Below are 21,748 nucleotides of genomic sequence, written 5' to 3'. Positions count from 1 at the left end.
ATGAGCCACGGCCCGCCGGGGTTCGAGGGGCCTCCTCCGTTACGGGGTGGCGGCTTGTGGGAGGTCGTGGACGGCGACGGTCGGGTGCAGTCGGCGGGTGTGGTCGAGCGGGCGCGGCGGGCCGGTGAGGCGCAGCGGGACGGTCAGGCGGTGGTCGGTGCTGGAGGCGGAGATCCGCAGTTCCAGCGCGCCGGGTTCGACGATCCGCGTGCCGTCGCGGCCGGTGAAGGACGCCAGGTCGGCGGGCAGGGTCAGCTCCACCCGGCAGCCGGCTCCGGCTTCGAGCCGGATCCTCCGGTAGCCGACCAGCCGCTGCACGGGCTGCACCACGCTTGCCACCGGGTCGTGGAGATAGAGCTGCACCACCTCCGCACCCGCCCGCGCGCCGGTGTTGCGGAGCTCGAAGCCGAGCCGGAATTCGCCGTCGGTGCCGGTCTCCGCCACCTGCACGTCCAGGCCGGACCACGCGAACTCGCTGTAGCCGAGCCCGTGTCCGAAGCCGTAGGCGGGGGTCGGATCGATGCTGGAGACGTCGTCGGCCTGGGCCAGCCGGGCGGCCAGGTAGGTGGCGGGCTGGACGGCGGGGTGAGCGGGGACGGAGACGGGCAGGCGCCCGGACGGGTTGACCCGCCCGCTGAGCACGCCGGCGAGCGCCCGGGTCCCGGCCTCGCCGGGGAAGAAGCACTGGACGATGCCTGCCGCTCCGGTGACCGCGCGGCCCAGCGCGTACGGCCGCCCGGCCAGCAGGGTGACCACCACGGGCGTCCCGGAGTCCAGCACCGCCTCCAGCAGGTCCCTTTGCCTGCCCGGCAGTTCGAGCGAGGCGGCGTCGCATCCCTCGCCGCTGGTGCCGCGCCCGAACAGCCCGGCCCGGTCGCCGAGGGCGAGCACCACCACGTCGGCCCACCGGGCGGCCCGTACGGCCTCGGCGATGCCGGCGGTGTCCTCGCCGTCGACCGTCACGCCGCGCACCGTCCGCACCTCGCTGTCAGCGAACTCCTCCGTCAACGACGCTCGCAAGGTGGGGAGTTCGATGCCAAGCGGGGTCTTCGGGTGCTGTCCGCCGACGTGCACGGGGAAGGAATAGCAGCCGAGCACCGCGGTGGGTTCGTCGGCGTTGGGGCCGATCAGCGCGATCCGGGCGGGGCCGCGCAGCGGCAGCAGGCCGTCGTTGCGCAGCAGCACCACGGCCTGCTCGGCGACTTCGGCGGCGAGCGCGCGGTTGGCAGGCGGGTCCAGGTCCACCGTGCCGCGCAGCGCCTCCGGCTCGCTCGGGTCCGCGTCGGCGAGGGCGGCGGGCACGGGGCTCCAGTCCGCGTCCAGCAGGCCCAGTTCGGCCTTCTGGGCGAGGACGCGGCGCAGTGCCCGGTCGATCACGTCCTCCGGGACGCTGCCCGCCGCGACCGCGTCGAGCAGCGGCTGCCCGAAGGTCTTCACGGTCGGCAGCTCGACGTCGACCCCGCCGGCCAGGGCCAGGGCGGCGGCGTCGGACCAGTCCTCGGCGACGCCGTGCAGCGTCTTGAGGAAGGCGATGCCGAAGTAGTCGGCGACGACCGTGCCGGTGAATCCCCAGGTGTGCCGGAGCAGTCCGGTGAGCAGGGCTTCGTCGGCGGCGGAGGGGACGCCATCGGTGTCGGTGTAGGCGTGCATGACCGAGCGCGGACGGCCTTCCCGGACGGCCATCTCGAAGGGCGGCAGGATGACGTCGGCGCGCTCGCGCGGGCCCATCGAGACGGGGGCGAGGTTGCGTCCGGCGCGGGAGGCCGAGTACCCGGCGAAGTGCTTGAGGGTGGCGACGACGCCGGCCGACTCCAGGCCCTGGACGTAGGCGGTGGCGACGGTGGCGACCAGGTACGGGTCCTCGCCGATCGTCTCCTCGACCCGCCCCCACCGGGCGTCGCGGACGACGTCGAGCACCGGGGCGAGGCCCTGGTGCACGCCGACGGCCCGCAGGTCGCGCCCGATGGCCGCGGCCATCGCCTTGACGAGCTCCGGGTTGAAGGTAGCGCCCCAGGACAGGGGGACGGGGTAGGCGGTGGCGCCCCAGGCGGCGAAGCCGGCCAGGCACTCCTCGTGGGCCAGCGCCGGGATGCCGAAGCGGTTGGCGGCGGCGATCCGCTGCTGAGTGCGCAGCAGCGAGAGCGCGCCGAGCGCCGGGTCGACCGGGGCGGTGCCGAACGGGCGGGTCAACTGGCCGAGCCCGTGCGGCAGGAGGGCGTCGAGGTCGGGCGGCTGCTCCATCTCGTGCTGGTGCGGGGCGACTTCTCCGCCCTCGCTGTCGGCGCCCACCCAGACGCCGACCAGTTGGGCGGTCTTCTCCCGCAGGGTCATCACCGCGATCAGGGCGTCCGCCCTGGCCTCCGGCGTCCGTGCGGGGTCCTGCCAGGGAGCCGTGCTCGGGGAGTTGCCGAGGCCGTTCATTTTCCTCCCAAGCCCGTGAGGCCCTGGACCAGGGCGCGCCGGGCGAACAGGTAGACGATGAAGACGGGGAGCATGGACAGCACCACGGCGCTCAGCAGTCCGGGCACGTCCACGCCGTGTTCGGTCTGGAACTCGTAGAGGCCGAGGGTGATGACCTTGGTGGAGTCGGACTGGGTGAGGATCAGCGGGAAGAGGAAGCCGTTCCAGGCCTGGAGGGCGGCGAAGACCACGACCGAGGCCAGCCCACCCTTGGACAGCGGGAGCACCAGCTGCCGGAACACCCGCGCCGGGGACGCGCCGTCCATCGCCATCGCCTCGTACAGCTCGGGGCCGATGTCGCGCATGGCGCCGGTCAGCACCAGGGTGCAGACGGGCAGGCAGAAGGCGGCCGTCGGGAGGACGACTCCGATCAGGTGGTCGTACAGGCCGGTCTTGCCGATCACGTAGAACATCGGCACGATCACCGCCTGGGCGGGGATCGCCAGGCCCAGCAGGAACATCCGGAACACCCAGCCGGTGGCCCGGCCGCGGGCGCGCACGATGGCGTAGGCCAGGGGCGGGACGACCAGCAGCACGATGGCGACCACGCCCGCGGTGACGGTCAGGGTGTTGAGGAGGTCCTTGCCGAAGCCGCCCGAGAGGTCGGCCAGGTAGTTCTGCAGCGTCCACTGCGCGGGCGGGCTCAGCGGGCCCTCGGTGGAGTAGTCGGAGCGGGTGCGGAAGGTGGCGATCAGCAGTACGTACAGCGGCAGGCCGACCAGCACCAGCCACACCAGGGAGCCGAACCCGGCCAGGAGGTTGGGGCGTCGGCGCATCACAGGCCCTCCGTCGTGCCGCGCATCCGGTCGTAGCCGGAGATCCTGACCACCGCGAGCGAGATCAGGGTGGCGACCACCACGAGGACCAGCGCGATGGCCGACCCCGTGCCGAAGTCGAAGCCCTTGAACGCCTTCTGGTACATGTAGTAGGCGGTGACGGTGGTGTCCGTGCCCGGACCGCCCTGGGTGAGGATCAGTACCGTGTCGAAGGTGGTCAGGCCGCCGACCACCATCAGGATCACCGAGGTGATGACGGTGTTGCGCAGCTGCGGCAGGGTGATGTGGAAGAACTGCCGTACGGTGCCGGCCCCGTCGACGGCCGCGGCCTGGTAGAGCACCTGCGGGACGGCCCGGGCGCCGCCCTGGTAGATCAGCGCGTGCAGCGGGGTGAACTGCCACACGCCGACGAAGGTCAGCACCCCGATCGCGCCGCTCCTGCTGCCGAGCAGGTTGCCGTCGCCGAACAGCCACGTGAGCTGGGCGGGCACGCCGAAGTTGGGGTCGAGGACGGCCCGCCACACCACCGAGACGGCGGTCGCCGAGAGCAGCAGCGGCACGAAGTAGACCGCGGAGAGCACGGCCCGGTTGCGCTGGTGCCCGGCGGCCCAGACGCCGAGAAGGAGGCTGACCGGCGTCTGGGTGACCACGCCGAGGGCGGTGAGCAGCAGGGTGGTCCAGACGGACTGGAGCATCACGGGGTCGTGGAGCAGGGTGCGCCAGTTGTCCAGGCCGTTGAAGTGCGGCTCGCCGATGCCGTCCCAGCTGGTGAAGGAGAGCACGGCGACGAGCACCATCGGTGTGAACGCGAACAACAGGAAGAACACCGCCGCGGGCACCGCCCAGACGACACCCGGGCGGGTCGTCCCCGGGCCGGCGCCGGCACCGCGCGTCATGAGGCCGGCAAGGCCTGCATGGCCTTGATGAAGCCGTCGGCGTCGGTCCTGCCGTCGAAGAACTGCTGCACGGCGGTGTGCATCGGGGTCATGGCGCTCGGCGGGTAGGCCTGGTCCCAAGAGAGCTGGAACGAGGGGGCGGCCTTGACCAGCTCGTACTGGTCCTTGGAGTAGGCGGGGCTGGCCGAGAGGTCGAGGAAGCCGGCGGTGCCGGTGGTGGTCGGCAGGTTGCCGATGGCCAGTTGCGCCTTCACGAACTCGTCGGAGTACATGAGCTTGAGGAAGGCCGCGGCGGCCTCCGGGTGCTTGGTCTTCTTCAGCACGGAGTAGAAGTTGTTGGTGTTGCCGACGACGTCGGCCGGGTCGCCCTTGCCGCCGCTCACGGCCGGGAAGCCGGTGTAGCCGAGGCCGGACTTCGCGAAGTCCGGGTTGGCGTCCTGCTGCGTGGAGTAGTACCAGGAGCCCATCAGCTCGAAGGCGGCCTTGCCCTTGGCGACCAGGGCCGGGGAGCCGCCGTCGGTGAACTTCACGGAGTCGGAGTTGCTCCCGAACGCTCCCACGTCGACCAACTGCTTGAGGGTGGCCAGCGCCTTGCGGCTGTCCTCGCTCGCCCAGGCCTCCCGGTCGCCGCCCAGCGCCCGCTGGAACAGGCCGGGGCCGGCGATCCGGTCGTAGAGGTACTCGAACCACATCAGGGTGGGCCACTGGTCGCCGCCGCCGAGCGCGATCGGGGTGATGCCCCTGGCCTTCAAGGTCCTGGCGGCGGCGACCAGGTCGTCCCACGTCTTCGGCGGCGTGAGCCCGGCGTCCGCGAGCACCTTCTTGTTGTGGAACAGCAGCACCGGCTGGGTGCCGCGCATCGGCACGCCGTACGGTTTGCCCTCCACCACCGCCGAGTTGAACACCGAGGACAGGAAGTTGTCCTTCAGGCCCGGGTCCTTGGCGATGAAGTCGTCCAGCGGGAGCAGCAGGCCGGCCTTGACGAACGGCTGGATGGAACCGCCGCCCCAGTTGAAGAAGACGTCCGGGGCCCGCGGCGTGGTGATGACGGTCTGGAGCTTCTGCTGGTAGTCCGCGCCGGGGACGGTGTCGAGCACCGCCTTGACCCCGGAGGTCTTGTTGAACGTGTCGACGATCTGCTTCTCGACCTTGTTGGCGGCGTCGCCGTAGACCAGCACGTGGATCGTCCCGGCGCCGGCGTCCGAGGAGGTGTCGCCCGAACCGCAGGCGGCGGACGTGCCCAGCACGAGTGCGGTGGCCGCGGTGATCGCGGCGATTCTCGATCGCATATCCTGCCCTCTGGTTCGAATGTTTCGAGTGAGTTGCCGAAATGCTGTGGGAAACCTAGGACCGACCTGACCGACAGTCAAGAGCGCCGACGGGATCGGCATCGGCCGGTCGGCGGGCTAGCATCCGTGCGGTACGACACGGCCACGGCCGGGCCGTACCGCCACCGACAACGGAGTTCGCCCGGCAGGGGCAGTGCAGGAGGAACTCGTGACCAGAGCGGCCACGCTCGCCGAGATCGCGCAGGAGGCCGGGGTCTCCGCGCCGACAGTTTCGAAAGTCCTGAACGGGCGCGCCGATGTCGCCCCGGCCACCCGGGAGCGGGTGGAGGAGCTGCTGCAGCGGCACGGCTACCGGCGGCGACGCGGCAACCGCCAGGCGGCCCCGCTGCTGGAGCTGGTCTTCCACGAGTTGGAGAGCGCCTGGGCGGTGGAGGTGATCCGCGGCGTCGAGAACGCGGTGCGCGAGGAGGGCCTGAGCATCGTGCTCTCCGAGGCCGCCGAGCGGCACGGCCCCGGCCAGTCGTGGGTGGACGCGGTGCTCGCCCGCCGCCCGACCGGCGTGGTGCTGGTGCTGTCCGACCTGGACCGCTCCCTGCGGGAGCAACTGGCCCGCCGGGACATCCCGTTCGTGGTCATGGACCCGGCCGGCGACCCGGGCCAGCAGGTGCCCGCCGTCGGCACCACCAACTGGGACGGCGGCCTGGCCGCCACCCGCCACCTGGTCGACCTCGGCCACCGCCGGATCGGGCTGATCGGCGGCCCCGCCCGGATGATGTGCAGCCGGGCCCGGGCCGACGGCTACCGGGCGGCGCTCGACATGGCGGGCATCCCGTACGACGCGCAGCTCGTCCGCGAGGGCGACTTCCACCACGAGTCCGGCCGCCGGCTCGGCCTGGAGCTGCTCGGCCTGCCGGACCGGCCGACCGCCGTGTTCGCCGGCAACGACCTGCAGGCGCTCGGCCTGTACGAGGCCGCCCGCGAGCTGGGACTGCGCATCCCGGAGGACCTCAGCGTGGTCGGCTTCGACGACCTGCCGCTGGCCCGCTGGGTCGGCCCGCCACTGACCACCGTGCGCCAGCCGCTGACCGAGATGGCCGAGGTGGCGACGCGCCTGGTGATCGACCTGGCCCGCGGGGTACAGCCCGGCACGCTGCGGGTGGACCTCGCCACCAGCCTGGTCGAGCGCAGCAGCACCGCCCCGCCGCGAACGGTTGACGGTCCGTCGGACGGGTCCGACGGACCACGCCGAGGATCGGAGGGCTGACGGAAAGTTTCGACGGCGACCTCCTCCGAAAGGATATCGACCACGACGGCAACCTTTCCGGTCCGGGCGACCACACCCAGGGGGGCGGCAACCACGGCGGGCCGCAGTCGGCAGCGGCACGCCACCCGTGTCGGCCTCGGCGGCGCTCGGCACCCGCCCCGGATGCCGACCGCCCGCCCCCGGCATAGCGTGGCCCACAGCGCCCTGCCCATCCGGCTGCAACACCGGTTCCCTGGAGGTCCGTTCATGCGCGCGGTGACCTACGACTCGTACGCCCCGGACAACTCGCGGCTGCGGTACGGCGAGGTGCCCGACCCCAAGGTCGGTCCCGGCCAGGTCCTGATCGAGGTCCGGGCGGCCTCCGTCAACCCGGTCGACTGGAAGGTCATGGCGGGCGGCCTGGACGGCATGATGGACACCGTCTTCCCCGTCGTCCCCGGCTGGGACGTGGCCGGCGTGGTCACCCGGACCGGCCCCGACACACCCGAGTTCGCGCCCGGGGACGAGGTGATGGCCTACGCCCGCAAGGACGTGGTCCAGGCCGGCACCTTCGCGGAGTACGTCGCGGTCGCCGCGCCCGCGGTGGCGCGCAAGCCGGCCGGGCTCGACTGGGCGCAGGCGGCCGGGCTCCCGTTGGCCGGACTCACCGCGCTGCGCTGCCTGGAAGGGCTCGCGGTCGGGCCCGGGGACGTGCTCCTGGTGCACGGCGCGGCCGGCGGCGTGGGCAGCCTCGCGGTGCAGCTCGGCCGCGACCGCGGGGCCCGGGTGATCGGCACCGCCTCGGAGCGCAACCACGCGTATCTCCGCGGGCTCGGCGCCGAACCGGTGACGTACGGGGACGGCCTGACCGACCGGGTGCGCGCGCTGGCGCCCGACGGTGTCTCGGCCGTCGCGGACTTCGTCGGCGGCCAGCTGGAGACGACCCTCGCCGTGCTCGCCGACGGCGGGCGGCACGTCTCCATCGCCGACCCGGGGGTGTCGCAGCACGGCGGCCACTGGATCTGGGTCCGCCCGGACGGCGCGAAGCTCGCCGAACTGGCCGCGGCCGTCGACCGCGGCGCCCTGACGGTGGAGGTCGCCCGGACCTTCCCGTTGGACCGGACGGGTGAGGCCTTCGACGCCAGCCGCACCGGCCGCACCCGCGGGAAGCTGGTCGTCGTGCCGTGACCGCTCCCCGTCCCTGCCGGTGGGAGAGCGCGTGGCGGGGGCCGGACCTAGGCTGGAGCGTGGCGCCGGAATTCCCCCTCCGGCGTGCACGGCTGCCCGGACGGAGGCGCGCGTGGAGACGACTGGCGAGAAGGACGCACCCACCGCCGTTGTCGTGGTCGACCCGGACGGCGTGGTGAGCGGCTGGAGCGAGGGCGCACTCCTGCTACTCGGCTGGACGGCCGAGGAGACCGTCGGCCGCCCGGTGGCGGACTTCCTGGTCGATCCCCCGCCGGGCTTCCCTGGGAATGGCAGCACCGGGAATGACAGCCCCGGGAGTGACGGCCCGGACCCGACGGGATTGATGGCCGTACGCCACCGGGACGGCTCCACGGTGGACGCCGTGGTGACGGCCCACCCCCTGCGCGGCGCCGACGGCCTGGCGGTGGGCCGCGTGGTCACCGTGCAGCGCTGGGCGCGCCGCCCCGTGATCGCCGACCGGGCCTTCGAGCAGTGCCCCTTCGCCCTCGGCGTCTACGACCCCGACCTGCGGTTCCTGTGGGTGAACGCCGCCGCGTGCCGGGTGATCGCGCACACGGAGGAGCAGATCCGCGGTGAGAAGTACCGCGAGCTGTTCCCCGAGCTGCAGGGCGTCCCGTACACCGACAAGCTCTCCGAGGTGGCCAGGACGGGCGTGCCCGCGCGGCTCATCACGATCTTCAAACCGCTGGGCAGCGCCTACGCGAACGCCTGGGCCACCAGCATCTGGCCCGTCCGGGACGCCGGGGGCACGGTGCGCGCGGTCGCCAACTGGGGCTTCGACATGAGCGCCGAGTACTGGGCCCGCCAGCGCCTGCTCATCCTCAACGAGGCCACCCGGGGCATCGGCCGGACCCTGGACGTGACCAGCACCGCCCGGGAACTGGCCGAGACCCCGGTGCCGGGCTTCGCCGACCTCGTCACCGTCGACCTCTTCGACGAGGTGCTGCGCGGGGAGGAACCGCCCGCCTCCGCCGCGGTCGCCGCCGGCGGCACCATCACGCTCGGCCGCGCCGCCCGGCACAGCGCGAAGGAGGACCCCGACCTGCCGCCCGGACCGTCCGCGCGGGTCAGCTACGCCCCCGGTTCCGTCGCCGCCCGCTGCATGTCCGCCGGCAGGTCCGTGGTGCAGCTCGCCGCCGAACCCAACCAGGGCGGCGAATGGGCCTTCGGCCCCGGTCTCGCCGCCGATCCCGCCCACTGGCCGCCGGGCACCCCGCTGATCGACCGGTCCATCGCCGCGAAGGGGCTGACCGGCAAGATCACCGTGCCGCTGCTGGCACGCGGCGCCGTGCTCGGCGTCGTCGCCTTCGCCCGCCGCGACCGGCCCGAGGCCTTCACCGCCGACGACCTGATCCTGGCCGAGGAACTGGCCGCCAAGGCCGCCGTCGCCATCGACAACGCCCGCCGGTACACGCGCGAGCACGCCCTCGCGCTGACCCTGCAACGCAGCCTGCTGCCCCAGCGGCTGCCGTACCACGGAGCGATCGACGTGGCCTCCGGCTACCTGCCCGCGGGAGCCGGCGCCGGCGTGGGCGGTGACTGGTTCGACGTCATCGCGCTGTCCGGCGCCCGGGTCGCCCTGGTCGTCGGCGACGTCGTCGGCCACGGCGTGCACGCCTCGGCCAGCATGGGAAGGCTGCGCACGGCGGTCCGCACCCTGGCCGACGTGGACCTGCCGCCCGACGAGTTGCTCACCCACCTGGACGACCTGGTCCTCCACCTCCCCGACGACCCCCGGCCCGACGGCGGCTACGAGCCGACCGGCGAGACCGGCGCCACCTGCCTGTACGCCGTGTACGACCCGGTCTCCCGCCGCTGCGCCATGGCGAGCGCGGGCCATCCGCTGCCCCTGGTCGTCTCGCCGGACGGCACCGGCACCGCCGTCGAAGCGCAGCCGGGGCCCCCGCTCGGCGTCGGTGGGCTGCCGTTCGAGGCGATCGAGATCGAGCTGCCCGAAGGCAGTCTGCTCGCCCTCTACACCGACGGCCTGGTGGAGAGCCGCGAGCGCGGCGCCGAGCAGGGGACCGCCGATCTGCTCCGGGTCCTCAGCGAGCCGGCCGCGTCGCTGGAGGCGCTCTGCGACACGGCGATGAAGGCCATGCTGGCGGAGCACCGCACCGACGACGCGGCCCTGCTGCTCGCCCGCACCCGCGCGCTGGACCCCGACCACGTCGCCGACTGGGACATCGAGTCCGACTTCGCGCAGGTGGCGCACGCCAGGCGGCTGGCCGCCGACCAACTGGCCGTCTGGGGCCTGGAGGAGACGGCGTTCGTCACCGAACTGGTCGTCAGCGAGCTCGTCACCAACGCGATCAAGTACGGCCAACCGCCCATCAGGCTGCGGCTGATCCGGAACACCTCGCTGATCTGCGAGGTCTCCGACGGCAGTGACACCTCCCCGCACCTGCGCCGGGCGCGCACCTTCGACGAGGGCGGCCGGGGCCTGATGCTCGTCGCCCAGCTCACCCAGGGCTGGGGCACCCGGCACAGCACCAGCGGCAAGACCATCTGGTGCGCCCAGAGCCTCGGCCCGACGTGATCCCGGACGCCGCCGGCCCACGACGCGGCCGTGCCGGACGGGACGGTCCGGCACGGTCGGGCGACGGCCCTCGGACTACTCCTGCTTCTCGCCGGAGGCGTAGCGGGAGATGATCAGCGCGATGATGATGATCGCGCCGTTGAGGAACTGGTTCCACAGGGGCGGGACACCGGCCAGGGTCATGACGTTGACCACGAGCTGGAGCGTCAGGACACCGGTGAGGGCGCCGAAGAGCGTGCCGCGGCCGCCGTTGAGGCTGACGCCCCCGATGACGGTGGCGGCGAAGACCTGGAAGATCCAGCCGTTGCCCTGATCGGCGGAGATCGAGCCGTAGTGGCCGGTGTAGAGGACGCCGGCGAAGGCGGCGAGCAGGCCGCCGAGGATCAGCACGGCCCAGGTGATCCGGTCGACGCGGATGCCCGCGGCCCGGGCGGCCTCGGCGTTTCCGCCGATCGCGTACAGCGCACGGCCGTGCCGCAGCCAGGCGAGGGCGCTGCCGCCGATCAGGAAGAGCAGGGCGCAGATCCAGATCGCGGCCGGGACGCCGAGCCAGCTCGCGCTGCCGAGGTAGCGGAAGGAGTCCGGCACGTTGACGATGGACTGGCCCTGGGAGATGGCGACTTGGAGGCCGCGGAGCAGCGTGAGCGCGCCGAGGGTGACGATGAAGCCGTTGAGGCGCAGCTTGAGGATGAGGAAGCCGTTGATCGCGCCGATGAGGGCGCCGACCAGCAGGCACAGGGGGATGGCGGTCCAGGTGGGGAAGAGCCCGAGGCCGTTGAAGCGGGCGCCGTGGTCGGGCAGGACGAGCCAGACGGCGATCACCGGGGCGACGCCGATGGTGGATTCCAGGGAGAGGTCCATCCGCCCGGCGATCAGGATGAGCGCCTCGGCGAGGACCAGCAGGCTCAGTTCGGTGGCCTGCTGGCCGACGCCCAGGAGGTTGTCGGAGGTGAGGAACGCCGGCGACACGATGAAGCCGATGACGCCCAGCACGAACAGGACCGGGACGAGCGACAGATCGCGGTAGCGGGCGAGGTCGAGGCGGCGGCCCGCGGGGGCGTCGGCCGCCGCGCCGGGGAGCTCGGGGAGCTCAGTGGTGGGAGACATTGCTTTCCTTCGTGTCGGTCGGGCCGGACATGCCCTCCATGGCCGCGACCAGTTCTTCGTCGCTCCAGCCGGATTCGAACTCGGCGACCACGCGCCCCTGGAACATGGCCAGGACGCGGTCGCAGACGCGCAGGTCGTCGAGTTCGTCGGAGACGATCAGGGCGGTCCTCCCGTCGTCGGCGACCTGGCGGATGGTGCCGAGCAGGGATTCCTTGGACTTGATGTCGACGCCGTTGGTCGGGCGGATGGCGACCAGGACGTGCGGCTCGGTGGCCAGCGCGCGGGCGATGACGACCTTCTGCTGGTTGCCTCCGGACAGCGCGGACACCGGGGTGCCGGGGCCGGGGGTCTTGATGTCGAGGTCGCCGATCATGCGCTGGGCGAAGCCGCGCGTGCGCGAGGGCAGGACGGTGCCGTACGGGCCGAGCTGGTCGGTGACGGTGAGGGTCGCGTTCTCGGCGACGCTGCGCTGCGGGATCAGTCCCTGGATGTGCCGGTCCTCGGGGACGAACCCGATGCCGGCGGCGAGCGCGGCGGGGACCTTTCCGGTGCGCACCGGTCGTCCGGCGACGGTGACGGTCCCGGCGACCGGCCGGTGCAGTCCCGCGAGGGTCTCGCCGAGCTGGACGTTGCCGCTGGCGGCGGCGCCGGCCAGGCCGACCACCTCGCCGGGCCGGGCGGTCAGGTCGACGTCCCCGTAGTGGCCGGCCAGGCTCAGGCCCGTGACGCCGAGCAGCGGCGGCGCGTCGTCCGGGAGCGCTCGGCCGGTCACCGACCAGCTGGGCTCCACGCCGCGGGAGGACTCGCCGGTCATCGCTTCCACCAGGGCGTGCTGGTCGAGGCCGGCGACCGGGGCGGTGACGATGTGCCGGGCGTCGCGGTAGACCGTGACGGTGCTGCAGAGCTCGTAGACCTCTTGCAGGTGGTGCGAGATGAACAGGAACGCGACGCCCTGCTCCTGGAGTCCGCGCAGTTTGGCGAAGAGCTTCTCGATGCCGCGGGCGTCGAGCTTGGCGGTGGGCTCGTCCAGGATGATGAACCGGGCGCCGAAGGACAGTGCGCGGGCGATCTCGACGAACTGGCGCTGCTCGACGGTGAGGTCCTCGGCGCGGGCCGTCGGGTCGACGTCCACGCCGTACTCGGCGAGCAACTCGCTCGCCCGGTGCCGCAGTCGCTTCCAGCTGATCGGGCGCAGCGCGCCGGTGCTCTGCCGGTCCAAGAAGAGGTTCTCCGCGACGGTCAGCGCGGGGATGATCGTGGAGCGCTGGTAGACGCAGGCGACGCGCGAGCGCCAGGCGTCGGTGTCGCCCGGGGCGGGGGCGGGTTCGCCGTTGTACCGCAGGGTGCCGGTGTCGGGGTTCTGCAGCCCGGTGAGGATCGAGACGAGGGTGGATTTGCCCGCGCCGTTGCGCCCGACCAGGGCGTGCGATTCACCGGGGGCGACCGAGATGCGGGCGTCGCTGAGGGCGACGGTGGCGCCGAAGCGCTTGCTGATCCCGTCGGCCTCGACGACGGGGCCCCGGACGGGGCTGGGATCCGCCATGGCGGGGTGTCCTCTCCGTGGGTCCCGCGGGCGGGCGGGCCATCGGCCCGGGTGCCGTGCTCCGCCTGCCCGCGGGGGCTTGGTCACTTGCTGACGTTGTTGCCCCACAGGGCCTTGTCGTCGACGTTGTCCTTGGTGACCAGGGGCGCGGGGAGCTGGTCCTCCAGGCCGTTGGGCAGCTGGATGATGGTGGAGTCGTGGTCGGTCGCGCCGGGCTGGAAGGTCTTGCCCTCGGCGCCCGCCTGCGCGTAGAAGAGCGCGTACTTGGCGTACAGGTCGGCGGGCTGGGAGACGGTGGCGTCGATGTCGCCCTTGCGGATGGCGTCGAACTCCTGCGGGATGCCGTCGTTGGAGACGATGGCGATGTGGCCCGGCCGGCCCGCCGGCTTGAGCAGGTCCTTCTGCTGGAGCAGGGCGAGGGTCGGCTGCAGGAAGACGCCGCCGGCCTGCATGTAGATCCCGCCGAGGTCGGCGTTGGCGGCAAGCGTGGACTGGAGCTTCGCGGAGGCGACGTCGCCCTTCCAGTCGGTGGCGAGCTCGATCACCTGGATGTCGGGGAACTTCTCCTTCATGCAGGCGGCGAAGGCCTCGGAGCGGTCGCGGCCGTTGATGGAGCTGAGCGCGCCCTGGAGTTCGGCGACCTTGCCCTTGCCGCCGAGCTGCTTGCCGAGGAATTCACAGGCCTTGGTGCCGTAGGCCTTGTTGTCGGCGCGCACGACCATGTAGACGTTGCCCTTGTCGGGCCGGGTGTCGATGCTGACGACCGGGATCTTCTTGGCGGAGAGCTGGTCCAGGGTGGAGGCGATCGCCCCGGTGTCCTGCGGGGCCATGACGACGGCCTTGGCCCCGGTGTTCTGGAAGACCTGGACGTTGGCGACCAGCTTGGTCACGTCGTTCTGCGAGTTGCTCACCGGCAGGGTGTTCAGGCCCTGGGAGGAGGCGCCCTGCTTGATGTACTGCGCGTAGGAGTTCCAGAAGTCGGAGTCCGCGCGGGGCAGGTCGATGCCGATCGCGGGCTTGCCGCCGCCGGAGGCGGAGGAGGTCGAGTCGCTGCCGCGGTTGCAGGCCGTGGCGAACCCCGCCAGGAGGGCCACGGCGGCGGCCGTAGCCGCGATTCTGGAGGAGCGAGGCTTCATGGTGCTGGGTCTCCTTGGCTGGGAAGGCCGGCGCCGCCGCGGCGCGGGTGGGGGCGGATCGCGAGGCGTCCGGGCATCCGGCGGCAGTCATCGGATGGCTGCTGGTGACGAGGACTTTACGAGCCGGAAATCCGACTGACAAGAGGAAACCTCGGATGATTCCCAACCGTGATCCGCACCCCCTCCCGCACCTCAACCAGGGCCCAATTACGCGGTTTCACCTGCACAGTTGAGGGCGAGTCCGGGCAGCCCGCGAGCAAACATCGGAGGAATCCTTGCGATGCCCGAGGCAGCCTCGTATGGTCGTGACACCACGGATACATCCGATGTGTTGATGGGAGCCACCATGAAGCTGCTGCGAGTCGGCGAGCCGGGAGCGGAGACGCCGGCCGTCCGCGACGAGGACGGAACGGTCTACGCCCTCGCGGGCCTGACCGGGGACATCGACGGGGCCTTCCTCGCCTCGGGCGGGATCGGCCGGGTCCGCGCCGCACTGGCCGAGGGTTCGCTGCCCGTCGTGGACGCGTCCGACCTGCGGATCGCGGCCCCCGTCGCCCGCCCCGGCAAGGTGGTCTGCATCGGCCTCAACTACCGCGACCACGCCGAGGAGACCGGCGCCGCCGTCCCCGAGCGGCCGGTGGTCTTCATGAAGGACCCGTCCACGGTCGTCGGACCCTTCGACGAGGTCCTGATCCCGCGCGGCTCGCTGAAGACCGACTGGGAGGTCGAGCTCGCCGTCGTCATCGGCCGCCGGGCCCGCTACCTCGCCGACCCGGGCGAGGCGGCGCAGTGCATCGCGGGCTACGCGACCAGCAACGACGTCTCCGAGCGGGAGTTCCAGCTGGAGTTCTCCGCCCAGTGGGACATCGGCAAGTCCTGCGAGACCTTCAACCCGCTCGGCCCCTGGCTGGTCACCCCGGACGAGGCCGGCGACCCGCAGGACCTCGCGCTGCGGCTGAGCGTCAACGGCGAGCAGCGCCAGGACGGCAGCACCAAGAACATGATCTTCGACGTCGCCTACCTGGTCTGGTACCTCAGCCAGTACATGGTGCTCAACCCCGGCGACGTCATCAACACCGGCACCCCCGCCGGCGTGGCCCTCGGCCTGCCCGGCACCCCCTACCTGCGCGCGGGCGACACCGTCGAGCTGTCCATCGACGGCCTCGGCACCCAGCGCCAGACGTTCATCAACGCGTGAAAGGCAACCCCTTGTCCGCAACCACTGCGCGGATCACCGCCGTCGACACCTACGACATCCGCTTCCCCACCTCGCGGGAGCTGGACGGGTCCGACGCGATGAACCCCGACCCCGACTACTCCGCCGCCTACGTCGTCCTGCGGACCTCCGACGGCGGCCCCGAGGGCCACGGCTTCACCTTCACCATCGGACGCGGCAACGACGTCCAGGTGGCCGCCATCGACGCGCTCCGCCCGCACGTCCTCGGGCGCCCGGTCGCCGAGCTCTGCGCCGACCCCGGCTCGCTCTACCACGACCTGATCGGCGACAGCCAGCTGCGCTGGCTCGGCCCCGAGAAGGGCGTGATGCACATGGCCATCGGCGCCGTCGTCAACGCCGTCTGGGACCTCGCCGCCAAGGCGGAGGGCAAGCCGCTGTGGCAGCTGCTCGCCGACGCCGACCCCGCCTGGCTCGTCTCCCAGGTCGACTTCCGCTACATCGCCGACGCCATCACCCCCGACGAGGCCCTGGAGCTGCTGACCAAGGGCAAGGAGGGCGCCGCCGAACGCGCCGCCCGGCTCCTCGAGCGCGGCTACCCCGCCTACACCACCTCCCCCGGCTGGCTCGGCTACTCCGACGAGAAGCTCACCCGCCTCGCCAAGGCGGCCATCGCCGACGGCTTCACCCAGATCAAGCTCAAGGTCGGCGCCGACCTCGCCGACGACATCCGCCGCTGCCGCGCCGCCCGCGCCGCCGTCGGACCCGACATCCGGATGGCCATCGACGCCAACCAGCGCTGGAACGTCGGCGAGGCCATCGAGTGGACCAACGCCCTCGCCGAGTTCGACCCGTACTGGATCGAGGAGCCCACCAGCCCCGACGACGTCCTCGGCCACGCCAGCGTCCGCCGCGGCGTCCACCCGGTCAAGGTCGCCACCGGCGAGCACGTGCAGAACCGCATCGTGTTCAAGCAGCTGCTCCAGGCCGACGCGATCGACGTCCTCCAGCTGGACTCCGCGCGGGTCGGCGGCGTCAACGAGAACCTCGCGATCCTCCTGCTGGCCGCGAAGTTCGGCGTCCCGGTGTGCCCGCACGCCGGCGGCGTGGGCCTGTGCGAGCTCGTCCAGCACCTGTCCATGTTCGACTACGTGGCACTCACCGGCACCACCGAGGACCGCGTCATCGAGTTCGTCGACCACCTCCACGAGCACTTCCTCGACCCCGTGGTGATCACCGACGGCCACTACCGCGCGCCCACCGCGCCCGGGTTCTCCGCCGCCATGCACCAGTCCGCACTGGACACCTACCACTACCCGCGCGGTACGTTCTGGGCCGCCGAACTGACGCAGACGGAGGGGGCGAGCGCATGACGACCGCAGAACTCGACGGACTGACGGCGCTCGTCACCGGCGGCGCCTCCGGGATCGGCCTCGCCACCGCGTCCCTGCTCGCGGAGCGCGGCGCCCGCGTGGCCGTCCTCGACCTCGACCCGTCGGGGGTGAAGGAGCCGCTGCTGGGCTTCACCGCCGACGTCAGCGACGACGCCTCCGTGCGCGACGGCGTCCGGGCGGCGGCCGAGGCCCTCGGCGGGATCGACATCCTGATCAACAACGCGGGCATCGGCGCGATCGGAACCGTGGAGGACAACCTCGACGAGCAGTGGCACCGCGTCCTCGACGTCAACCTGCTCGGCGTCGTGCGCACCACCCGGGCCGCCCTTCCGCACCTGCGCCGCTCGACCCGGGCCGCGGTGGTGAACACCTGCTCCATCGCCGCCACCGCCGGCCTGCCCCAGCGCGCGCTCTACTCGGCCAGCAAGGGCGCCGTGCTCTCGCTCACCCTGGCCATGGCCGCCGACCACGTCCGCGAGGGCATCCGGGTCAACTGCGTCAACCCCGGCACCGTGGACACCCCGTGGGTCGGACGGCTGCTGGACTCCGCGGACGACCCGGCCGCCGAGCGCGCGGCACTCGACCGCCGCCAGCCGCACGGCCGCCTGGTCACCGCCGAGGAGGTCGCCGCCGCCGTCGCCTACCTTGCCTCCCCGGCCGCCGGCAGCGTCACCGGCACGGCCCTGCAGGTCGACGGCGGCATGGCGGGCCTGCGCCTGCGGCCGGAGCCGCGGCCGTGACCCCGCGCACCCGGCCGCTGGGCCGCAGCGCCGTGGAGGTGGGCGAACTCGCCTTCGGCGCCGCGGGCATCGGCAACCTGTTCACACCGGTGTCCGACGCCGACGCCGAAGCGGCCGTCGCCGCCGCCTGGGAGTCCGGTGTCCGCTACTTCGACACCGCCCCGCACTACGGCCTGGGCCTGTCCGAGCGTCGGCTCGGTCGGGCCCTGGCCGGGTTCCCCCGGCACGAGTACACGCTGTCCACCAAGGTCGGCCGCCTGCTGCGGCCGGCCCCGGCGCCGGCCGGCGACGACCTCGCCAACGGCTTCGCCGTCCCCGCCACCCACCGCCGGATCTGGGACTTCAGCGCCGTGGGCGTCCGCCGGTCGATCGAGGACAGCCTGGAGCGGCTCGGCCTGGACCGGATCGACGTCGTCTACCTCCACGACCCGGACGACCACGCGGAGCAGGCGCTCGGCGAGGCCTACCCCGAACTGGCCCGGCTGCGCGACGAGGGCATGGTCGGCGCCATCGGGGTCGGGATGAACCAGGCCGAGCTCCTCGCCCGCTTCATCCGCGAGACCGACCTCGACGCCGTCCTCCTGGCCGGCCGCTACAGCCTCCTCGACCAGCGCGGGCTCACCGAGTTGCTGCCGCTCGCCGCCGAACGCGGCGTCGGCGTCGTCATCGGCGGCGTCTTCAACTCCGGCCTGCTCGCCGACCCGCGCCCCGGCGCCACCTTCGACTACGCCGCCGCGCCCGAGGAACTCCTCACCCGGGCGCTCGACCTCAAGGCCGTCTGCGAGCGGCACGGCGTGCCGCTGCGCGCAGCGGCACTGCGCTTCCCGTTCGGACACCCCGCCGTGGCGAGCGTCCTGGTCGGCACCCGCAGCGCTGCCGAAGTCCGGGACTCCGCCGCGATGCTGCGCCACCCGGTGCCCGCCGCGCTCTGGACCGAACTCAAGGACCGCGGGCTGCTTCCCGCGGACGTACCGACCCCGGAGGGCACCGGCTGATGCGCGTCGCGCTCTTCATCACGTGTTTCAACGACACGATGTTCCCCGGCACCGGCCGGGCCGTCGTGAGCGTCCTCGAACGGCTCGGCCACACCGTCGAGTTCCCCATGGAACAGACCTGCTGCGGGCAGATGCACGTCAACACCGGCTACCCGGCGGAGGCCGCGCCGCTGGTGACCCGGTTCGCGCGCACCTTCGGCGCGTACGACGCCGTCGTCACCCCGTCCGCCTCCTGCGCCGGCCTGGTCCGGGACCACCACCCCGTCCTCGCCGAGGAGTACGGAACCCCGGGGCTGCGCCGGCAGGTCGCCGAACTGGCGCCCCGGGTGCACGAGTTCACCGAGTTCCTGACCGACGTCCTCGGCGTCACCGACGTCGGCGCCCGCTTCCCGCACCGCGTCACCTACCACCCCACCTGCCACTCGCTGCGCGGACTGCGCCTCGGCGACCGCCCGCAGCGGCTGCTTCGGGCGGTCGAGGACCTCGACCTGGTCGAGCTCCCGACCGCCGAATCGTGCTGCGGCTTCGGCGGCACCTTCGCCGTCAAGAACTCCGCGACCTCCGCCGCGATGCTCGCCGACAAGGTCGAGGACGTCCTCGGGACGGGCGCCGAAGTCCTGTGCACGGCCGACAACTCCTGTCTGATGCACATCGGCGGCGGCCTGTCCCGGCAGGGCGCGGCGGTGCGGACCATGCACCTGGCCGAGATCCTCGCCGCCACCGAAGGAGTGAGAACGTGACCGCCCCCGGCGACCGCGGAGTGGTCTGGCTGGGCTCGCCGTCCTTCCCCGACGCCGCCCGCGAGGCCCTCGGCGACACTCGGCTGCGGGCCAACCTGAAGCGGGCGACGACCGTCATCCGCGACAAGCGGCTCGCCGTCGCCTCGGAGCTGGACGACTGGGAGGCGCTGCGCGACGCCGCCGACGCCGTCAAGACGCGGACCCTGCGCCACCTCGACCACCACCTCGTCCGGCTGGAGGAGTCGGTCACCGCGGCGGGCGGGACGGTGCACTGGGCCGCCGACGCCGCCGACGCCAACCGCATCGTCACCGAGCTGGTGCGCGCCACCGGCGAGCGCGAGGTCGTGAAGGTCAAGTCGATGGCCACCCAGGAGATCGGGCTCAACGAGGCGCTCGCCGAGGCCGGCATCACCGCCTACGAGACGGACCTCGCCGAACTGATCGTCCAGCTCGGCGACGACCGCCCCTCCCACATCCTGGTCCCGGCGATCCACCGCAACCGCACCGAGGTCCGCGACCTGTTCACCGAGCGGATGGGCGAGTGGGGGCAACCGGCCCCCGAGGGGCTCACCGACGAGCCCGCCGAGCTCGCCGAGGCCGCCCGCCGGCACCTGCGGGAGAAGTTCCTCCGTGCGAAGGTCGCCGTCTCCGGCGCCAACTTCGCCGTCGCCGACACCGGCACCGTCGTCGTGGTCGAGTCCGAGGGCAACGGCCGGATGTGCCTGACCCTGCCCGAGACCCTGATCACCGTCATGGGCATCGAGAAGGTCGTGCCCACCTGGACCGACCTGGAGGTGTTCCTCCAGCTGCTGCCCCGCTCCTCCACCGGCGAGCGGATGAACCCGTACACCTCCACCTGGACCGGCACGACGGAGTCCGACGGCCCGTCGGCGTTCCACCTCGTGCTGCTCGACAACGGCCGCACCGACACCCTCGCCGACACCGTCGGCCGCCAGGCCCTGGCCTGCATCCGCTGCTCGGCCTGCCTCAACGTCTGCCCGGTCTTCGAGCGCACCGGCGGACACGCCTACGGCTCGGTCTACCCGGGGCCGATCGGCGCCGTCCTCACCCCGCAGCTGGTCGGCGTCGGCAGTGACACTCAAAGCAGCGCTGCCAGCCTGCCGTTCGCCTCCACCCTGTGCGGGGCGTGCTACGACGCCTGCCCGGTGAAGATCGACATTCCGAAGCTCCTGGTCCACCTGCGGGCCTCGGCGGTCCGGGCCAAGCGGAGCAACGGGCGCCTGCCCGGCGCGGAGGCACTCGCGATGAAGGCGGCCGCCACCGTCCTCGACTCCCCCGCGCTGCTGACCGCCGCCCAGAAGGCGGCCTCGCTCGGCGGCCGGGCCCTCGCCCGGAACGGACGGATCGGCCGGCTGCCCGGCCCCGGCCCCCTGGGCGCCTGGTCCGCCGACCGGGACACCCCGGCGCCGCCCGCGGAGTCGTTCCGCGCCTGGTGGCGCAAGAACCGGGAGGGAAAGTGACGAGCACCCGCGAGGCCGTCCTCGCCCGGATCCGCGCCGCCCTCGCGGACGTCCCCGCCGACGAAGGCCCGGACGACGTCCCCGTCCCCCGTGACTACCGGCACGGCCACACCGCCCCCGGCGAGGACCTCACGGCGCTGTTCGCCGAGCGGGTCGCCGACTACCGGGCCACCGTCACCCGGACCGACCCGGCCGGCCTGCCGGGGGCCATCGCCGCCGCCCTCACCGCACGCGGAGCGACGCGCCTGGCGGTGCCCGACGGCTTCCCCGACGAGCTCCTGCCGCCCGGGAACCGGGAATGGCACCGGGAGCCCCTCGACGTCCCCGCCCTGGACGCCCTGGACGGCGCCGTCACCCTCGCGGCCGTCGGGATCGCCGTCACCGGCACCATCGTCCTGGACACCGGGCCGGGCCAGGGCAGGCGCGCGCTCACCCTCGTCCCCGACTACCACCTGTGCGTCGTCCGCGCCGAGCAGATCGTCGACGACGTCCCCGCGGCGCTGGCGCGCCTGGACCCGCGCCTGCCGTTGACCTTCGTCTCCGGCCCCTCCGCGACCAGCGACATCGAACTCACCCGGGTCGAGGGCGTGCACGGGCCCCGGACCCTGGACGTGATCATCGTCGAGCCCGCCGGCACCACCGGCCCGCCCCACCCCGAACACCCGGAGCAGTCATGAGGATCGCCCTGCACACCCGCGTCCGCGAGGACCGGATCGAGGAGTACGAGGCCGCGCACCGCGAGGTACCAGCCGAACTCACCGACGCCATCAGGGCCGCCGGCGTGACCTCCTGGACCATCTGGCGCAGCGGGTCCGAGCTGTTCCACCTGCTGGAGTGCGAGGACTACGCCCGGCTGCTCGCCGAGCTGGAGCACCTCCCGGTCAACATCGCCTGGCAGGCGCGGATGGCCGAGCTCCTCGACGTCGTCCACGACTACTCCGAGGCGGGCGGCGCGGCCGGGCTCCCCGTCGTGTGGGAGCTGTGACGACCGTCCGGGGCGGCCGCGGTGCTTCCGGGCACCGCGGC

General features: G+C 72.8%; 18 protein-coding genes. 11 read left to right on the top strand and 7 right to left on the bottom strand.

Annotated features, from left to right (window positions below; genetic code table 11):
• Positions 1-39: 39 nt before the first annotated feature.
• The 4 genes from ACFV4G_RS35005 to ACFV4G_RS34990 are packed head-to-tail and all read right to left on the bottom strand — an operon-like array spanning position 40 to position 5,421.
• Entirely contained in the window at positions 40-2,421 is a 2,382-nt protein-coding gene (locus tag ACFV4G_RS35005; protein ID WP_380446225.1) for a beta-glucosidase, read from the bottom strand.
• Positions 2,418-3,236: a carbohydrate ABC transporter permease gene (locus ACFV4G_RS35000; protein ID WP_380446224.1), complete on the bottom strand. Its 819-nt coding sequence runs from the start codon at positions 3,234-3,236 to the stop codon at positions 2,418-2,420. The genes ACFV4G_RS35005 and ACFV4G_RS35000 overlap by 4 nt, the downstream gene beginning before the upstream one ends.
• Positions 3,236-4,132, bottom strand: a complete 897-nt coding sequence (locus ACFV4G_RS34995; RefSeq protein ID WP_380446223.1) for a carbohydrate ABC transporter permease — start codon at positions 4,130-4,132, stop codon at positions 3,236-3,238. Before ACFV4G_RS34995 ends, ACFV4G_RS35000 begins: the two co-directional genes overlap by 1 nt.
• The gene (locus ACFV4G_RS34990) at positions 4,129-5,421 is read right to left on the bottom strand and encodes an ABC transporter substrate-binding protein (RefSeq protein ID WP_380446222.1); all 1,293 of its coding nucleotides are present in this window, start codon (positions 5,419-5,421) and stop codon (positions 4,129-4,131) included. Before ACFV4G_RS34990 ends, ACFV4G_RS34995 begins: the two co-directional genes overlap by 4 nt.
• A gap of 193 nt (positions 5,422-5,614) precedes the next feature.
• Here ACFV4G_RS34990 and ACFV4G_RS34985 point away from each other — a divergent pair, with 193 nt between their 5' ends.
• The 3 genes from ACFV4G_RS34985 to ACFV4G_RS34975 all read left to right on the top strand — a co-directional run bounded on the left by ACFV4G_RS34985 (position 5,615) and on the right by ACFV4G_RS34975 (position 10,412).
• Positions 5,615-6,685 (top strand): LacI family DNA-binding transcriptional regulator, encoded by a 1,071-nt coding sequence (locus tag ACFV4G_RS34985; RefSeq protein WP_380446221.1) that lies wholly within the window; start codon positions 5,615-5,617, stop codon positions 6,683-6,685.
• 246 nt (positions 6,686-6,931) lie between these two features.
• The gene (locus ACFV4G_RS34980; protein ID WP_380446220.1) at positions 6,932-7,852 is read left to right on the top strand and encodes an NADP-dependent oxidoreductase; all 921 of its coding nucleotides are present in this window, start codon (positions 6,932-6,934) and stop codon (positions 7,850-7,852) included.
• Positions 7,853-7,964: 112 nt separating this feature from the next.
• A complete protein-coding gene (locus ACFV4G_RS34975) occupies positions 7,965-10,412 on the top strand; it encodes a SpoIIE family protein phosphatase (RefSeq protein WP_380446219.1) in 2,448 nt (815 codons plus the stop codon).
• Positions 10,413-10,487: 75 nt separating this feature from the next.
• On the opposite strand, the gene ACFV4G_RS34970 is transcribed toward ACFV4G_RS34975, so the two are convergent.
• From ACFV4G_RS34970 to ACFV4G_RS34960, 3 genes are all read right to left on the bottom strand, one after another.
• The gene (locus ACFV4G_RS34970) at positions 10,488-11,519 is read right to left on the bottom strand and encodes an ABC transporter permease (RefSeq protein ID WP_380446218.1); all 1,032 of its coding nucleotides are present in this window, start codon (positions 11,517-11,519) and stop codon (positions 10,488-10,490) included.
• The gene (locus ACFV4G_RS34965) at positions 11,503-13,062 is read right to left on the bottom strand and encodes a sugar ABC transporter ATP-binding protein (protein ID WP_380446217.1); all 1,560 of its coding nucleotides are present in this window, start codon (positions 13,060-13,062) and stop codon (positions 11,503-11,505) included. The genes ACFV4G_RS34970 and ACFV4G_RS34965 overlap by 17 nt, the downstream gene beginning before the upstream one ends.
• A gap of 83 nt (positions 13,063-13,145) precedes the next feature.
• Positions 13,146-14,198 (bottom strand): sugar ABC transporter substrate-binding protein, encoded by a 1,053-nt coding sequence (locus ACFV4G_RS34960; protein ID WP_380446216.1) that lies wholly within the window; start codon positions 14,196-14,198, stop codon positions 13,146-13,148.
• A 346-nt stretch (positions 14,199-14,544) separates the two neighbouring features.
• On the opposite strand from ACFV4G_RS34960, the gene ACFV4G_RS34955 reads away from it, so the two are divergent.
• From ACFV4G_RS34955 to ACFV4G_RS34920, 8 genes are read left to right on the top strand one after another with little or no spacing between them, the layout of a single operon-like run.
• On the top strand, positions 14,545-15,396 hold the full coding sequence (locus tag ACFV4G_RS34955) for a fumarylacetoacetate hydrolase family protein (RefSeq protein WP_380446215.1): 852 nt from the start codon (positions 14,545-14,547) through the stop codon (positions 15,394-15,396).
• Between the two features lie 11 nt (positions 15,397-15,407).
• Complete coding sequence (locus ACFV4G_RS34950) at positions 15,408-16,745, top strand: L-fuconate dehydratase (protein WP_380446214.1); 1,338 nt, start codon at positions 15,408-15,410, stop codon at positions 16,743-16,745.
• The gene (locus ACFV4G_RS34945; protein ID WP_380446213.1) at positions 16,742-17,506 is read left to right on the top strand and encodes an SDR family NAD(P)-dependent oxidoreductase; all 765 of its coding nucleotides are present in this window, start codon (positions 16,742-16,744) and stop codon (positions 17,504-17,506) included. Before ACFV4G_RS34950 ends, ACFV4G_RS34945 begins: the two co-directional genes overlap by 4 nt.
• Entirely contained in the window at positions 17,503-18,501 is a 999-nt protein-coding gene (locus ACFV4G_RS34940) for an aldo/keto reductase (protein ID WP_380446212.1), read from the top strand. The genes ACFV4G_RS34945 and ACFV4G_RS34940 overlap by 4 nt, the downstream gene beginning before the upstream one ends.
• A complete protein-coding gene (locus ACFV4G_RS34935) occupies positions 18,501-19,241 on the top strand; it encodes a (Fe-S)-binding protein (protein WP_380446211.1) in 741 nt (246 codons plus the stop codon). The genes ACFV4G_RS34940 and ACFV4G_RS34935 overlap by 1 nt, the downstream gene beginning before the upstream one ends.
• Positions 19,238-20,722 carry a LutB/LldF family L-lactate oxidation iron-sulfur protein gene (locus ACFV4G_RS34930; protein ID WP_380446210.1) on the top strand — a complete coding sequence of 495 codons (1,485 nt, stop codon included), beginning with the start codon at positions 19,238-19,240 and terminating at the stop codon, positions 20,720-20,722. The genes ACFV4G_RS34935 and ACFV4G_RS34930 overlap by 4 nt, the downstream gene beginning before the upstream one ends.
• A complete protein-coding gene (locus ACFV4G_RS34925) occupies positions 20,719-21,399 on the top strand; it encodes a lactate utilization protein C (RefSeq protein WP_380446209.1) in 681 nt (226 codons plus the stop codon). Before ACFV4G_RS34930 ends, ACFV4G_RS34925 begins: the two co-directional genes overlap by 4 nt.
• Positions 21,396-21,707: an L-rhamnose mutarotase gene (locus ACFV4G_RS34920; protein WP_380446208.1), complete on the top strand. Its 312-nt coding sequence runs from the start codon at positions 21,396-21,398 to the stop codon at positions 21,705-21,707. Before ACFV4G_RS34925 ends, ACFV4G_RS34920 begins: the two co-directional genes overlap by 4 nt.
• The last annotated feature ends 41 nt before the right edge of the window (positions 21,708-21,748 follow it).

The sequence above is a fragment of the Kitasatospora sp. NPDC059747 genome, assembly GCF_042732955.1.
GTDB lineage: Bacteria > Actinomycetota > Actinomycetes > Streptomycetales > Streptomycetaceae > Kitasatospora.
This window is presented reverse-complemented; position numbering and strand designations above follow the sequence as displayed.